This window comes from Bradyrhizobium barranii subsp. barranii (assembly GCF_017565645.3).
Lineage (GTDB): Bacteria > Pseudomonadota > Alphaproteobacteria > Rhizobiales > Xanthobacteraceae > Bradyrhizobium > Bradyrhizobium barranii.
In genome coordinates, this window is record NZ_CP086136.1 from 6,835,514 (window position 1) to 6,850,631 (window position 15,118).

General features: G+C 64.7%; 11 protein-coding genes and 2 riboswitches. Of the genes, 8 read left to right on the top strand and 3 right to left on the bottom strand.

Annotation, left to right across the window (positions count from 1 at the left end):
• Positions 1-168 precede the first annotated feature (168 nt).
• Complete coding sequence (locus tag J4G43_RS33460; RefSeq protein ID WP_208087534.1) at positions 169-948, bottom strand: crotonase/enoyl-CoA hydratase family protein; 780 nt, start codon at positions 946-948, stop codon at positions 169-171.
• A 174-nt stretch (positions 949-1,122) separates the two neighbouring features.
• On the opposite strand from J4G43_RS33460, the gene J4G43_RS33465 reads away from it, so the two are divergent.
• Together J4G43_RS33465 and J4G43_RS33470 are read left to right on the top strand one after the other, a co-directional pair.
• Entirely contained in the window at positions 1,123-1,617 is a 495-nt protein-coding gene (locus J4G43_RS33465; protein ID WP_321576281.1) for a TetR/AcrR family transcriptional regulator, read from the top strand.
• A gap of 179 nt (positions 1,618-1,796) precedes the next feature.
• On the top strand, positions 1,797-2,999 hold the full coding sequence (locus J4G43_RS33470) for a multidrug effflux MFS transporter (protein WP_408581370.1): 1,203 nt from the start codon (positions 1,797-1,799) through the stop codon (positions 2,997-2,999).
• Between the two features lie 203 nt (positions 3,000-3,202).
• Here the strand turns inward: J4G43_RS33470 and J4G43_RS33475 are convergent, their stop codons facing one another.
• Together J4G43_RS33475 and J4G43_RS33480 are read right to left on the bottom strand one after the other, a co-directional pair.
• Positions 3,203-4,798, bottom strand: coding sequence for a glycosyltransferase family 39 protein (locus tag J4G43_RS33475; protein WP_225005772.1), 1,596 nt, complete (start codon positions 4,796-4,798; stop codon positions 3,203-3,205).
• 213 nt (positions 4,799-5,011) lie between these two features.
• Positions 5,012-6,622 (bottom strand): ABC transporter substrate-binding protein, encoded by a 1,611-nt coding sequence (locus tag J4G43_RS33480; RefSeq protein ID WP_063982465.1) that lies wholly within the window; start codon positions 6,620-6,622, stop codon positions 5,012-5,014.
• A 267-nt stretch (positions 6,623-6,889) separates the two neighbouring features.
• Between J4G43_RS33480 and J4G43_RS33485 the strand changes: the two genes are divergently transcribed.
• The 6 genes from J4G43_RS33485 to J4G43_RS33510 all read left to right on the top strand — a co-directional run bounded on the left by J4G43_RS33485 (position 6,890) and on the right by J4G43_RS33510 (position 15,110).
• Positions 6,890-8,020: a M20/M25/M40 family metallo-hydrolase gene (locus J4G43_RS33485; RefSeq protein ID WP_208087536.1), complete on the top strand. Its 1,131-nt coding sequence runs from the start codon at positions 6,890-6,892 to the stop codon at positions 8,018-8,020.
• A gap of 95 nt (positions 8,021-8,115) precedes the next feature.
• Positions 8,116-8,219, top strand: a riboswitch (glycine riboswitch).
• A 3-nt stretch (positions 8,220-8,222) separates the two neighbouring features.
• Positions 8,223-8,336, top strand: a riboswitch (glycine riboswitch).
• A 67-nt stretch (positions 8,337-8,403) separates the two neighbouring features.
• The gene (locus J4G43_RS33490; RefSeq protein WP_208087537.1) at positions 8,404-9,696 is read left to right on the top strand and encodes a D-amino acid dehydrogenase; all 1,293 of its coding nucleotides are present in this window, start codon (positions 8,404-8,406) and stop codon (positions 9,694-9,696) included.
• A 181-nt stretch (positions 9,697-9,877) separates the two neighbouring features.
• On the top strand, positions 9,878-10,819 hold the full coding sequence (locus tag J4G43_RS33495; protein ID WP_208087538.1) for an ABC transporter permease: 942 nt from the start codon (positions 9,878-9,880) through the stop codon (positions 10,817-10,819).
• 20 nt (positions 10,820-10,839) lie between these two features.
• The gene (locus tag J4G43_RS33500; RefSeq protein ID WP_028150021.1) at positions 10,840-11,727 is read left to right on the top strand and encodes an ABC transporter permease; all 888 of its coding nucleotides are present in this window, start codon (positions 10,840-10,842) and stop codon (positions 11,725-11,727) included.
• A gap of 14 nt (positions 11,728-11,741) precedes the next feature.
• Complete coding sequence (locus J4G43_RS33505; RefSeq protein WP_208087539.1) at positions 11,742-13,391, top strand: ABC transporter ATP-binding protein; 1,650 nt, start codon at positions 11,742-11,744, stop codon at positions 13,389-13,391.
• A 213-nt stretch (positions 13,392-13,604) separates the two neighbouring features.
• Positions 13,605-15,110, top strand: a complete 1,506-nt coding sequence (locus tag J4G43_RS33510; RefSeq protein ID WP_208087540.1) for a M81 family metallopeptidase — start codon at positions 13,605-13,607, stop codon at positions 15,108-15,110.
• Positions 15,111-15,118 lie beyond the last annotated feature (8 nt).

Consider the following 15,118-nt stretch of genomic DNA (forward strand, 5'->3'; position numbering starts at 1 on the left):
TTCTCCGCCAACGCGGCGCCAGGCCGTGCCACCATGGACAGGATGGGTTGCGGATTCATCTCCCCTGTGCGTTGCGCTCGCGCTTATGGTGAATCCCTGGTTGCCAGCCGTCCGTCTGGACGGCGGGAACCGGTTCCCTGTCGCCGCGACCGGCAGATCCGCCGCCCCCTACCGCGACGAGCGGGCGGCAAGCCAGGCATCGAGTGCTTCGCGCGTGTCCCGGGTCGCCGCCATGCGTGCGAACTGCTCGCTCTCGATGGCGAGGCCTTCCGAGATCGAGACGTTGAGGCCCCGCGTGGCGGCGGTGATGACGCGGGCGACCGCCAGGTGCGAATGCCGCGTGATGCGGTCTGCCAGTGCGAAGGCTGCGTCCAGCAGCTGCCCGTGCGGCACGACGTGGTTGACCAAACCGATCTCATGAGCCCGCTGTGGTGAAAAGGAATCTCCTGTCAGGAGATATTCGAGCGCCCGCTTCCGGCCTGCGAGCCGTGGCAGGCGCTGCGTGCCGCCGAAGGTCGGCGTGATTCCGATCGCGATCTCGGGCTTGGCGAAGCTCGCCCGCTCGCTCGCGACGGCGAGGTGCACGGCTTCCGTGATCTCGCAGCCGCCGCCGAAGGCGATGCCGTTCACGGCGGCGATGATCGGCTTCGAAAACGCCTCCATGCGCGCCGTCATCGCCTGCCCGCGCCGCACGAAGGCCTTTACCGCCGCGTCCGGCCCGCATTTCACGCTCTCCGAGAACTCGGCGATGTCGGCGCCGGCCGAGAAGGCGCGGTCGCCCGCCCCGGTCAGGATCACGGCGCGGATATCGGCATCGTCCTCGATACGATCGAGGATCGCCATCAGGCGGTCGACGAGGCCGTAGCTCAGCGCATTGAGCTTGTTCGGGCGATTGAACGTCAGCAGCGCGACAGCGCCTCGCGTTTCGGAGAGTACGAGATCGGACAAGTGCAGGCTCCTTCCAGGTCGAATTCCAGGTCGAACAGGCGCGGAAGTCAGCCACAGCGATCTTGTCGTGTATACTCACTAGGCAGTATACATTGGCGATGTCAGGCAAAGGCGACACCACGCGCGAGCAGATCGTCATCGCGGCGACGCGCCTGTTCTATCAGGGCGGTGAGCATGGACGCGGTCGCCGAGAAGGCCGGCGTCACCAAGAAGACGCTCTATTATCACTTCACCAGCAAGGACGAGCTCGTCGCCGAGACCATCGCGGCCAGGGACCAGCCGACGCTGGAGCTCTATATGCGCTGGTTCGCCGAGACCGAGGGCACGGTGGCCGACAAGGTCCGCGGTCTCTTCACAAGGCTCGGACGCTCCGTGGATACGCCCCGATGGCGCGGCTGCGGATTCCTGCGCACCATCGCCGAGCTCGCAAACACGCCGGCACATCCCGCGGTCAAGGCCGGCGCGGCGCACAAGAAGCGTTTTGAAGCGTGGCTCGAAACCGAATTGCGCGAGCATGGCGTTGCCGGTGCACCGGCGCTCGCGCGCCAGCTTGTGATCCTGCTCGACGGCGCCACGACCGTGATGCTGATCCATCGCGATCTCGACTATGTCGACACCGCGGGACGCTTGGCGCTCGGCCTGGTCGAGCAGGCCCGTAGCGCACGATGATGGACGAGGCGGCCCTTCCCGAGCCGGCGACATCACCAATTCTTGTGCACCCGCCTGTCAGCCATCCCGAAACATGGGTTGTGCGACGCAGCATAACCGATAGAAAAGCCTCTGATTTTCAGAGGTGAGCTTTGTCCGACGTCAATGCCGACGATTGGGTGTCCTCGGGACACCGGCCTATGGGTTTTCCAGAATTCGTCATCGTGATCGCGTCCATCATGGCGCTGAATCCGCTTGCGATGGACATGATGCTGCCGGCGCTGCCCAACATCGGGGCAGCCTTCGCCATTCCCAACGCCAACCATCTTCAGCTGGTGCTCTCGACCTTCCTGATCGGCTTCGGTGCCGGGCAGTTCGTCATGGGCCCGTTGTCGGACCGCTTCGGCCGCCGCCCGGTGCTGCTCGGCGGCATGGCGGTCTATGCGGTGGCAAGCGTGCTGGCGGTCGCCGCGCCCTCGTTCGAGACGCTGCTGCTGGCGCGCGCGCTGCAAGGGCTCGGCACGTCGGCGACGCGCGTGATCGCGACCTCGATCGTGCGCGACTGCTATGTCGGCCGCCGGATGGCGAGCGTGATGTCGCTCGCCATGATGGTGTTCATCGCGGTGCCGGTGATTGCGCCCTCGTTCGGGCAGGCGGTGCTGCTGGTCACGCAATGGCGCGGCATCTTCGTCGTACTGATGCTCTACGGACTGCTCGCGCTCGCATGGAGCGTGCTGCGGCTGCCTGAAACCCCTCCGGAGTCCGAGCGCAGGTCGCTGGCGCCCGCAGACGTGCTCTCGGCGTTCCGGCAGACCGTGACCAACCGCCAGACCATCGGCTATGCAACGGCCGCCGGCAGCGTGATAGGCGCGCTCTTTGCCTATGTCTTCTCGGCGCAGCAGGTCTTCACCGGCGTCTATCATCTCGGCCATTATTTCCCGATTGCCTTCGCCGCGATCGCGGCCGGCACCGCGATCGCCGGCTTCCTCAATGCGAAGCTGGTCGGACGGCTCGGCATGCGCGTGATCTCGCACAGCGCGCTGACGCTCTACACCGCGGTTGCGGGCGTGATGCTGCTGACGGAAACTCTCGGCATGCTGCCGCTCTCCTTGTTCATGGTGCTGTCCGCCCTGATGATGTTCTCGTTCGGCATGATGGTCGCGAACTTCACCGCGCTGGCCATGGAGCCGCAGGGCCACATCGCCGGCACCGCCTCCTCGCTCTACGGCTCGATCACGACGCTGATCGGCATCGTCGTCGGAATGGCGATCGGGCAGAGTTTCGACGGCACGCTGCTGCCGTTCTCGGTCGGCTTCTTCCTGTCGACGCTGGCGGCGCTTGCGATCGTGCTGGTGGTGGAAAAGGGACGGCTGTTCAAGCCGCATCATCGTCCCATCGCATGAGGAACTTCCCGGCCGCATCGATGTTGTACTGCAGCAATTCGAAAGGCCGCCTCATGGAACCGGAACATCGCGAAGACAGCACCACCCCGGATCGGGCGGAAACGGAACGCTCGACGCCGGGCGCCGACCGAACTGCGTTCACTCCCCCCTTCGCGAGCGAAGGCCTTGAAGGAATCCGCGACAGCCACTGCTGAGCGCAAAGCCTAGTCCGTCGGGCGCTTGCTGGCGCTGAAGTCCTGCGCGGCGCTCTCGGGCGTCGCGCTGCTCGTTCGCGGTGGCACGATCAGCACGACCACGTCCCGCGTCAGGCCGGGCTTGCCCCATAGCGTCACCTGCACGGTGAACTGGCGCCTGACGAAATGCTCGGCGCGCGCGGACACGGACTCCATCCACCTGCCGCAATAGTCCTGGCCGCTGAAACAGAGCGCGGCCCAACCGCGATCCAATGTCGTCTTTCGCGGCATGCCCCATGTGTACTGAAATTCGAACGGCCGCGCGTAGTACGGATGGTCCGGACTGTAGAACGCGGTCGCAAAGGCCAGCGAATCGTCGCCACTGACGGCGCTGAGCGGCTCCCCGGTCAGCTCGTGCCATTCGCGAGTAATCTCGTTGGCTACCTGCGCGTAGAAATTCCGGCCCTCTTCGTAGCCGTGATTGTTGCGATAGACGGCGTGAATCGGAGCGGCGACGAAGACAGCGGCGAGCCCAACGATTGCGGTGATGACCGTGACATTGACGGTGTAGAATCTTTCGATCGGGTAGCGCGTGCCGCAGACGATCAGCACGACGAACAGGAACAGCCCTTGCAACGCCCATAGCGACGGCAGATCGGTGCCCATCGCCAGCGACGTCAGGACCGGCAGTACGATCGTGCCGATCGCAACGTAAAGAAGAAGCCGCAGGCCGGAACTCATCGCGGCGAAGTCGGCAGCAAATTGTTTCAGCCGTGTGCCGGCGATGATCACCCAGAAGACGGCCGCTACGCTGATGGCCGCCACGAGTCCGAGCAGGAAGTTCTGCACCTCGCCGAGTGAGCTCACGAAGTTGCCGTTGGCGTGCGCCATCGCGTAGGTGAAGGCCGACGCCCCCGTCGTCGCGAGCCAGTAGATGTGCGGCGACAACACCGCGAGCCCGACCACGACCGATATCCACGGCGAAGCGGACGTGAAATAGGCGCGGCGCGCGGGATGAGCCAGCGCGGCAAATGCAAAGCTCGCCACGAGGAAGACCGAATAATATTTGCCGACCATCGCCAGCGCCGTGGTGCATCCTACCGCGACCGCCCAGGCCGCGCTGCGGGTCTCGAACGCGCGCAGAAAACACCAGGTCGCGAGCGGCCAGAGCGCAAGCAGCACCGCGTTGGCGTTGAAGCGCTGAGCGTGGAATTGATAGGCCGGCGTCAGCATCAGGAGCAGCAGCACCAGGATGCGCTTGTGCCCGGTCACGAACTGCCGTGCGATCCGGTCGACGAAAAACAGGGCGAGCCCGGCATTGGCCATCGCCATCAATTGCAGCGACCAGTCGCTGAGCGGGAAGACGGCGGTCCACACCGCCGTAACCCAGCCCATCAGCGGCGGATGCTTATGGTAGCCCCACGCGAAACGGCGCCCGAGCGTCCAGGCCTCGAGGGTATCAGGGTGCAGGCCGCTGCCGGCATAGGCGACGGCCAGATAGATCGTCCAGAGCGCGACGAAGCACACAATGAGAAGCGGCACGGCCCAGCCCGTCTCGACGCCGTCGAGCCAGCGCAGGAAAGGCCGCCGCCATCGCGCCGGCGCGCGATCGGACCGCTCGGCCATCGCCCGAAATGTAAAATCAATCGACACGGGACTCAAATGCAGGAAGGAAGTGATGTGCGAACTGCGCACATCTATTTCAAGTCAGAAACAAATAGCAATAAATGGACACTGGAAGAGTTAAAAGCTGACGCGAGGCTGACAAACGAAAACGGCGCCGCTGATGACAGCGACGCCGCGCAACAATCGGGGAAGGCGCGCTGGCGCGCCCTCGCTTTACTCGGTCTTGTCGATGTTCCAGAACACCGGCGTCGCGGGGCCGTCGAGCACGCCGGTGAGCGACTTCCGCCACGCGCTCGGCGCCAGATACTGGCCGAGCGGCACGTAGATCACCTGGTCATAGGCTTCCTTCTGGATCTCGGTCGCGATCTTCTTCTGATCGTCGAGCGAGGCGGCGCGGACGAAGTCGTCCTTGAGCTTCTCGATCTTGGCGTTTTCCGCCCAGCCGAACCAGCCCTTCTTGCCCTGCCCGCCGATCGACAGATTGGCGATCGGGTTGGACACGTCGGCGCTGACCCAGTTGGTGAAGAACATGTTCCAGCCGCCCTCCTTCGGAGGCTTCTGGCTGGCGCGCCGGCTGACCACCGTCTGCCAGTCGGTCGCCTGCGCGTCGACCTTGAAGCCGGCCTCGCGGAGCAACTGCACCGCGACCGTCGGCTGCGCCTTCAGCGTCACGACGTCGCCGGGCACCATGACCACGACGGGCGTGCCGTCATAGCCCGACTCGGCGAGCGCCTTCTTGGCTTCGGCCATGCCGTTGCCCTTGACCAGCGATTCCGAGCCGACGTCGGTCGCGAACGGCGTATCGCAGATGAAGAACGCACCGCAGATCTTGTAGTATTTGGGATTGCCGACGAGCGCGTCGAGCACGTCCTTCTGGTTCATAGCCAGAAGTGCGGCACGGCGGATCTTCGGATTGTCGAAGGGCGGATAGAGGAAGTTCATGCGCCCAAGGGTCTGGTAGCCGAACTTGTTCAGCGTCTCGGTCTTGAGGTCGGCATTGCCTTCAAGGACGGGCAGCAGATCCCACGGCGGCACTTCCATGAAGTCGATGTCGCCCGATTGCAGCGCGTTCACTGCGGTCTGCGCATCCGGCATGGTGATCCATTCGACGCGATCAACCTTGACCACCTTGCCTCCGGCAGTCCAGCTCGACGCCTCCTTGCGCGGCACGTAGTCGGTGTTCTTGACGTACACCGCCTTCACGCCGGGCTGGAATTCGCCCTGCACGAACTTGAACGGGCCGGAGCCGATCTGCTCGGGGATCTGCTTGTCCGGCGGCGTTTCGGCGAGACGCTTCGGCATCATGAAGGCGACGCGCGAGGACGGCTTGCCGATGGATTCGAGCACGAGGCCGTAGGGCTCCTTCAGCTTCAGCGTGATCGTCTTGGGGTCGGTCGCCTCGATGCTCGCAGTAAACTGCATCATCTGCTGGCCCATGCCGTCGACCGCGGCCCAGCGCTTCAGCGAAGCGGCGCAGTCTTCCGCCGTCACCGGCGTACCGTCGTGCCACTTCAGGCCGTCGCGCAGCGTGAAGGTGTAGGTGAGCTTGTCGTCGGAGATCTTCCAGTCCGCCATCTGCGGCTGGATCTTGAAGTTCGAGTCCGTCGCGATCAGCGTGTCGTAGACCATGTAGCCATGGTCACGCGTGATGTAGGCGGTGGTGAAAATCGGATCGATGATGCGCAGATCCGAATGCATCACCGCGGTGATGGTCTTGCTGGCGGCGGCAAGTACAGGCGAGGCCATCGCCGTCGAAAGCGCAACGACCGATAGCGCAAGTGTGGAGGCGAACGCGCGACGCCCCCGGCGCATCAAGCTCAACATAAAAGTTTCTCCTGACGTGAAACTGTTCAAAGGCAGGTTATTGGTTGAGCATTCGGTTCGTTCTTTAGGCGAACTAACCTCATGCGATGCCTTTGTCTTTCGAGACTTGCAGACAGTGCTGAGCGCGTCAATCCGGTTTCGCTGCAGCCCCAAGCGGCGCGCTCACGGGCTCCACAAAGATCGGTTTGGCTCTACAACGCTTTCCGCCAGTCCCGTCCGCGCCAATGCAATGCGCGTTCCATCTTTCGAAGCTTGAGAGACATTAAGATGAATCCAGCCAATCTTCCCTTCGATTCCGAGGCGATGCTTGAGGGCCTGCGCACCTGGGTGGAATGCGAGAGCCCGACCTGGGACGCGGGTGCCGTCAACCGCATGCTCGATATCGCAGCGCGGGATATGGCGATCATGGGTGCGACGATCGAACGCATCGGCGGCCGACAGGGCTTCGGCGGCGTGATCCGCGCGCGCTTTCCGCATCCGAAACAGGGCGAGCCGGGCATCCTGATCGCCGGCCACATGGATACCGTCCACCCGGTCGGCACCATCGAGAAGCTGAAATGGCGGCGCGAGGGCAACAAGTGCTACGGCCCCGGCATCTACGACATGAAGGGCGGCAACTATCTCTCGCTGGAAGCGATCCGGCAGCTGGCACGCGCTTCCTTCACCACGCCGCTGCCGATCACCGTGCTGTTTACGCCCGACGAGGAAGTCGGCACGCCCTCGACGCGAGACCTCATCGAGGCGGAAGCCGCGCGCAACAAATATGTGCTGGTGCCCGAACCGGGCCGCGCCGACAACGGTGTCACCACCGGACGTTACGCCATCGCGCGTTTCAATCTGGAAGCGACGGGCCGGCCGAGCCATGCCGGCGCGACATTGTCGGCCGGACGCTCGGCGATCCGCGAGATGGCGCGGCAGATCCTCGCCATCGACGCGATGACGACGGAGGACTGCACCTTCTCTGTCGGCGTCGTGCACGGCGGACAATGGGTCAATTGCGTTGCCACGACCGCCACCGGCGAGGCGCTGTCCATGGCCAAGCGCCAGGCCGATCTCGACCGCGGCGTCGAGCGAATGCTGGCGCTGTCGGGCACGTCCAATGATGTCACGTTCAAGGTGACGCGCGGCGTCACGCGCCCCGTATGGGAGCCCGATGCCGGCACCATGGCGCTGTATGAAAAGGCGCGCGGCATCGCCAAATCGCTCGGCACTGAGCTACCGCATGCGAGCTCCGGCGGCGGCTCCGACGGCAACTTTACCGGCGCGATGGGCATCCTGACGCTCGACGGCCTCGGCGTGCGCGGCGGCAACGGCCACACGCTGGAAGAATTCATCGAGGTCGAGAGCCTGGTCGAGCGCGGGCGCCTGATGGCGGGCTTGCTGGCGACGCTGGAGTAAATTGAATCAACTTTGCACTGCACAATGCGTTGGCAGTCGCGGTTTAAATTTAGCCTTGTCTAAAAATGAGGCGCATCGTACTGCTCGATTGTCCACGCGACGATGCGGGAGAGATCGCAACGAGAGTTCAGGCTTTCGTTGCGGCGCCGACGGAGCAACCGCCCCGGAAACTCTCAGGCAAAAGGACCGTATCGTCAGGACGATCTGGAGAGAGGCGGCACGATCTTGGGATCGTGACGTCCACCGAAGGGGATAGTCCGGAGCTGACCTCGCCGAGGTCCGCGCCGGATCAAGCTCTCAGGTAACCGTGACAGATGGGGCGCCGCCAACGGCCTTTGGCCGGCGGTTAGCCGACTCTAACTCACGGGAGCCCCGAACCTGCCATGACCCATATCGCCATCATCGGCGCCGGCATCACCGGCGTAACGACCGCCTATGCCCTGCTCGAACGCGGATACAAGGTGACGGTGGTCGACAAGCACCGCTACGCCGCGATGGAGACGTCCTTCGCCAATGGCGGACAGCTCTCCGCCAGCAATGCCGAGGTGTGGAACAGCATCGCCACGATCCTGAAGGGCCTGCGCTGGATGTTCCGGCGCGATGCGCCGCTGCTAATGAACCCGCGGCCGAACTGGCACAAATATTCGTGGATGAGCGAGTTCGTCGCCAATATCGGCAACTACCGCGCCAACACGGTTCAGACCACGCGGCTCGCGATCGAAGCCCGCAAGCATCTGTTCGAGATCGCGGAGCGCGAAGGCATCGACTTCGATCTCGAACGCCGCGGCATTCTGCACATCTATCACGACAAGAAGGGTTTTGAATCCGGACTGCAGGTCAATGCGCTATTGAAGGAAGGCGGGCTCGATCGCCGCCCGGTGACGCCGGAGGAGATCCGCGCCATCGAGCCGACGCTGCGCAAGGACTATTTTGGCGGCTTCTACACGCCGTCGGATGCGACGGGCGATATCCACAAGTTCACGCGTGGACTTGCGGAAGCCTGCAAGCGGCGCGGCGCGACCTTTATCCACGAAGTCAACATCGATTCCATTGCCCAGGCAGGTGGCGGCTTCGTCATCGGCTGGGCTGATCTTTCGGCCAGCGACACTGTCGCATCCGCGCGCGGCATGCTGAAGGCGGATGGCGTCGTGATCTGCGCCGGCGTGGCCAGCCGTCACTTCGCCGCCCTGCTCGACGAGCGCGTCAACGTCTATCCGGTGAAGGGCTATTCGATCACCGTGCAGCTCGACACTGCCGCAAGCCGCAATGCGACGCCGACCGTGAGCCTGCTCGACGAAGCCGCAAAAATCGTCACCAGCCGGCTCGGCGCGGATCGTTTCCGCGTCGCAGGCACCGCCGAGTTCAACGACTTCAACCGCGACATCCGCGCTGACCGCGTGCAGCCGCTGGTCGACTGGGTGCGCAGCAACTTCCCCGGCGTCGAAACGTCCAAGGTCGTGCCCTGGGCCGGGCTGCGGCCGATGATGCCGAACATGATGCCGGTGGTGCGCGCAGGACGGATGCCGGGCGTGTTCTTCAACACCGGCCACGGCCATCTCGGCTGGACCTTGTCGGCCGCGACCGCGCAGATGATTGCCGGGACCATCGACGGCTGGCGCGGGCTCAACGCACCGCCGACCGCCCCCTCACTCTGCGAGTTCCGTCATGCATCCTGAGTGGTCGATATCGGAGGCTCGGCGGCCCCTTGCGACCGCCCTGCCCTTGGCACACAATTTGCCCCGAAACGTCGGCTTCCACGGCCGGCTTTCCAGCCCGAGTGACAGGCGTGCATGATAGACAGAACCGATTCCACGGGGGCCTCCCGGCCCCACAAGTTCCGCAGCCGGAGATAGGTGCATGCTAGGTTATCTCATTCGCCGCGTTCTGGCCGCGGTGCCCGTGATGGGCGTCGTCGCACTGTTCGTCTTCCTGCTGCTGCGGCTGACGCCGGGCGATCCCGCCGCCATTCTCGCCGGCGATAACGCGACGCCGGAACGGCTGGAACGCATCCGCGACTCGCTCGGCCTCAACGAGCCGCTGATCGTGCAATTCATCACCTGGGTGAACAAGCTGCTGCACGGCGATCTCGGGACGTCGCTGATCTCCAACCTGCCAGTCATGAAGATGATCAGCCAGCGCGTCGAGCCGTCGATCTCGATCGCGCTCTCGACAATCATTCTGGCCGTCATCGTCGCCGTGCCCCTGGGCGTCATCGCGGCGTGGAAGCACGGCACCTGGATCGATCGTTTCGTGATGGGCCTCTCCGTGCTCGGCTTCTCCGTGCCGGTGTTCGTGGTCGGCTATCTCCTTATCGAGGTCTTCGCGATCGACCTTCGCTGGGGGCCGGTGCAGGGCTTCCGCAGCATCTTCAACGGCTTTGGACCGTTCTTCGAACGCATCATCCTGCCGACCTGCGCGCTCTCCTTCATCTACATCGCGCTGATCGCGCGCATGACGCGTGCGGCGATGCTCGACGTGCTTGGTGAGGACTACGTCCGCACCGCCCGCGCCAAGGGCATCAACGAGGTCGCCGTGATGATGCGCCATGCGCTGCGCAATGCCGCGGTGCCCGTTATCACCGTGATCGGCACCGGCTTTGCGCTGCTGATCTCCGGCGTCGTCGTCACCGAGAGCGTGTTCAACATCCCCGGCATCGGCCGCCTCACGGTGGACGCGGTGTTGGCGCGCGACTACCCAGTCATCCAGGCGATGATCCTGCTGACGTCGCTGATCTATGTCGTCGTCAATCTCCTGATCGACGTCGCCTACACGCTGCTCGATCCCCGGATCCGGTACTAGGGCTAAGGATAACAACAAAAATGTCCGTCGATAGCCTTCCCCAGTCGTCCATTCCGATCACGTCGCCGCTGCGGCCGCGTTTCGGATTCCTCACCTCGACGCCGATCATCGCGGCGGCCACGATCCTGCTCGCGTTGATCGTGCTGGTCTCGATCCTGGCGCCGCTGATCGCGCCGCACGATCCGGTCCAGCTTGCGCCCTCGCAGCGGCTGAAGCCGGCCTCGGCGCAGTTCCTGCTCGGCACCGACGCCTATGGCCGTGACCTCTTGTCGCGCGTCATCTATGGCGGCCGCATCTCGCTCCTGATCGGCATCGGCTCGGCGATCCTGTCGATCGTCATCGGTCTTGCGATCGGCCTCGTCTCCGGCTTCTTCAAGCTGGTCGATGCCGTCCTGATGCGCGTCATGGACGGCCTCATGGCGATGCCGAGCATCCTGCTCGCGATCGCCGTGGTGTCGCTGTCCGGCGCCAGCATCTGGACCGTGCTGGTCGCGATCACCATCCCCGAAATACCGCGCGTGGCACGCCTGGTGCGCTCGGTCGTGCTGTCCGCGCGTGAGGAACCTTACGTCGAGGCCGCGATCTCGGTCGGCTCCAGCCTGCCGAAGATCATGTGGCGACATCTGATGCCGAACACGATCGCGCCGCTGATCGTCCAGGGCACCTATGTCTGTGCCTCCGCGATCCTGACCGAGGCCATTCTCTCCTTCCTCGGCGCCGGTATCTCGCCGGAGACGCCGACCTGGGGCAACATCATGGCCGAGGGCCGTCAGTATTTTCAGCTCAAGCCGACGCTGATCTTCTGGCCGGGCCTGCTGCTTTCGATCGCCATCCTCAGCATCAATCTGATCGGCGACGCCGCCCGCGACGCCCTCGATCCCCGCATGAAGCAGCGGGAGGGCAAGTGATGACGGATCAAGTGATGACCAACCCAGTTCTCGACATCAACAACCTCGTCGTCTCCATCGGCAAGAAGCCGAAGGGCGCAAACATCATCGACGGGATCTCGATCCAGGTGCATAAGGGCGAGACACTGTGTCTCGTCGGCGAAAGCGGCTCGGGCAAGTCGGTGACCTCGCTCACCACGATGGGCCTGCTGCCGAAGGGCACGCTGGTTCCGACCGGCGGCAGCGTCAAGCTGGTCGGCGAAGAGATTCTCACCGCGACCGATCGCCGCCTGCGCCAGCTCCGCGCGACGCAGATGGCGACGATCTTCCAGGAGCCGATGACCGCGCTCAATCCGGTGGTGCCGGTCGGCCGTCAGATCGACGAGGTCCTGCGCGCCCACACCGATCTCGACGCCAAGGCGCGGAAGAAGCGCATTCTCGACATGATGGAGCAGGTCCGCCTGCCCCAGGTCGAGCGCATCTTCGCCTCCTATCCGCATCGCCTGTCCGGCGGCCAGCGCCAGCGCATCATGATCGCGATGGCGCTGGTGCTGGAGCCGAAGCTGCTGATCGCCGACGAGCCGACCACCGCGCTCGACGTCACCACGCAGAAGCAGATCCTGACGCTGATCCGCGACCTCCAGCGCGATCACGGCACCGCCGTCCTGTTCATCACCCACGACATGGGCGTGGTTGCCGAGATCGCCGACCGCGTCGCTGTGATGCGACAGGGCCGGCTGGTCGAGACCGGTCCGCTCGAGACCGTGCTGCGCAACCCGACCATGGAGTACACCCGCAATTTGCTTTCTGCGGTGCCGAGCCTGGTGCCGCGCGCGGCACGGCCCGAGACCAAGGAGCCGGTGGTGCTGGAGGCCAACGAGCTCGGCAAGGTCTATAAGGAGCGCGCCTTCTTCGGCAAAGGCCGCGAGGTCGTCGCCGCCGACAAGGTCACGCTGACGCTGCGCAAGGGCCGCACGCTCGGCATCGTCGGCGAGAGCGGCTCGGGCAAGTCGACGGTGGCGCGGTGCATCGTGCGCCTGATCGATCCGACCTCCGGCGGCGTGCGCCTTGCCGGCCGCGAGATCGCCGACATCTCGCGCCGCCTGCTCCAGCCGCACCGGCAGAAGATCCAGATCGTGTTCCAGGATCCCTACCGCTCGCTCAACCCGCGCATTACCGTCGGCGAGAGCATCGCGGAAGGCCCGATCAATTACGGCACCTCGCATGCCGATGCGATGAAGCGGGCGCGCGAATTGCTCGAGCTCGTCGGCCTGCCCGCGGACGCAGTGACGCGCTATCCGCACCAGTTCTCCGGCGGCCAGCGCCAGCGCATCGCCATTGCGCGTGCGCTCGCGCTCGACCCCGACGTGCTGGTCGCGGACGAAGCGGTCTCGGCACTCGACGTCTCGGTTCAGGCGCAGGTGCTGGAACTGCTCGACGAGATCCAGAACCGGCTCGGCATCGCCATCCTGTTCATTACCCACGATCTCCGCGTCGCAGCCCAGATCTGCGACGAGGTCGTGGTGATGCAGCACGGCCGTGTCGTCGAACAGGGCCTGGCCGCCGAGGTGCTGACGCATCCGAAGGAAGCCTACACCAAGGCGCTGCTGGAGGCCGCACCGGGCCGCGGCTGGGATTTTGCGAACTTCAGGCCGGTGTCGGAAGGCGTCGCGGCGACGGCTTGATCCGCATACTCCGTCATTGCGAGCGAAGCGAAGCAATCCAGACTGCCGCCGCGGAAAGATTCTGGATTGCTTCGCTTCGCTCGCAGTGACGGGTAGCGACCATCATCATTCGAAAATGACTTAAAGCCATGCGCGGCGGCATGGGCTCCTCGCTTGCCCCCGCCTCGAAGCCAAGGCTAACGTCGCGCACTTTCAAACGCTGGACCAGAATTAATGACACGTATCGCCGTCGGCGGCTTCCTGCACGAGACCAACACGTTCGCCCCGACGAAGGCGACTTTCGCGGACTTCCAGCATGGCGGCGGCTGGCCGGCCATGACGGAAGGCGCCGACGTATTGAAGGTGATGCGCCGCATCAATGTCGGCCTCGCCGGCTTCGTCGACAGCGCCGAAGCCAATGACTGGAACCTCATTCCGACGATCGCCTGCGGCGCAAGTCCGTCGGCGCATGTCACCAGGGACGCCTTCGAGCGTATCGTGAAGGTGATGGTCGACGGTATCGCCGCCGCCGGCCCGCTCGATGCGGTCTATCTCGATCTGCATGGCGCGATGGTGACCGAGCATCTCGACGACGGCGAAGGCGAGATTTTGGCGCGCGTGCGCCGCGTCATAGGCAAGGACGTTCCGCTCGTTGCCAGCCTCGACCTGCACGCCAACGTCACGCCCGAGATGATGGAACACGCGGATGCGCTGATCGCCTACCGCACCTATCCGCATGTCGACATGGCCGAGACCGGCCGCGCCTCCGCAAGGCACCTCGCCCTGCTGCTGCAGACCAGGCAGCGCTTTGCAAAGTCGTTTCGCCAATTGCCGTTCTTGATCGCGATCAGCTGGCAATGCACCAATGACTTTCCCACCAAGGGCATCTACGAAAAACTGGCCGCGCTGGAGAGCGACGCCGTTCCGACGCTGTCCTTCGCACCCGGCTTCCCCGCTGCAGACTTCCGCGACTGCGGCCCGAGCGTGTTCGCCTATGGCAAGACGCAGGCCGATGCCGACCGCGCGGCCGATGCGATCGTCAAACTGATCGAAAGCCACGAGGACGATTTCGACGGCAAGATTTGGTCGCCCGACGACGGCGTGCGCCATGCGATGGAACTCGCCAAGGGCGCCAGCAAGCCGATCATCATCGCCGACACTCAAGACAATCCGGGCGCCGGCGGCGATTCCGACACCACCGGCATGCTGCGCGCGCTGGTGCGCAACAAGGCGAGCGCCGCGACCGGCGCGATCTACGATCCGGCCTCGGCCAAGGCCGCGCATGCGGCCGGCGTCGGCGCCACCGTGACGCTGTCGCTCGGCGGCAAGTCCGGCATTCCCGGCGACGAGCCCTATCGCGAGACCTTCATCGTCGAGAAGCTCTCCGACGGACGCTTCATCGCGCCCGGCCCCTACTACGGTGGCCGCGAGATGGAGATGGGTCCCTCCGCGTGCCTGCGCATCGGCGACGTCCGCGTCGTCGTCTCCTCGCACAAGGCGCAGCTCGCCGATCAGGCGATGTACCGCTATGTCGGCATCGAGCCGACCGCGCAGAAGATTCTGGTCAACAAGAGCTCGGTGCACTTCCGCGCCGATTTCGAGCCGATCGCGGAAAAGCTGATGATCTGCGCCGCGCCCGGCGCGATGCCGGGCGACACTGCCACCCTGCCCTGGACGCGCCTGCGGCCGGGCATCCGCATCAAGCCGAACGGCCCCGTTTTCACGCCCCCATCACGCTAACCGGACAG

Excerpts from the sequence above, each read along its gene's own strand:
- J4G43_RS33470 (WP_408581370.1), top strand. The coding sequence starts at position 1,797 with ATGGGTTTTCCAGAATTCGTCATCGTGATCGCGTCCATCATGGCGCTG.
- J4G43_RS33495 (WP_208087538.1), top strand. The coding sequence starts at position 9,878 with ATGCTAGGTTATCTCATTCGCCGCGTTCTGGCCGCGGTGCCCGTGATG.
- J4G43_RS33510 (WP_208087540.1), top strand. The coding sequence starts at position 13,605 with ATGACACGTATCGCCGTCGGCGGCTTCCTGCACGAGACCAACACGTTC.
- J4G43_RS33485 (WP_208087536.1), top strand. The coding sequence starts at position 6,890 with ATGAATCCAGCCAATCTTCCCTTCGATTCCGAGGCGATGCTTGAGGGC.
- J4G43_RS33475 (WP_225005772.1), bottom strand. The coding sequence starts at position 4,798 with ATGGCCGAGCGGTCCGATCGCGCGCCGGCGCGATGGCGGCGGCCTTTC.
- J4G43_RS33490 (WP_208087537.1), top strand. The coding sequence starts at position 8,404 with ATGACCCATATCGCCATCATCGGCGCCGGCATCACCGGCGTAACGACC.
- J4G43_RS33465 (WP_321576281.1), top strand. The coding sequence starts at position 1,123 with ATGGACGCGGTCGCCGAGAAGGCCGGCGTCACCAAGAAGACGCTCTAT.
- J4G43_RS33505 (WP_208087539.1), top strand. The coding sequence starts at position 11,742 with ATGACCAACCCAGTTCTCGACATCAACAACCTCGTCGTCTCCATCGGC.
- J4G43_RS33480 (WP_063982465.1), bottom strand. The coding sequence starts at position 6,622 with ATGTTGAGCTTGATGCGCCGGGGGCGTCGCGCGTTCGCCTCCACACTT.
- J4G43_RS33500 (WP_028150021.1), top strand. The coding sequence starts at position 10,840 with ATGTCCGTCGATAGCCTTCCCCAGTCGTCCATTCCGATCACGTCGCCG.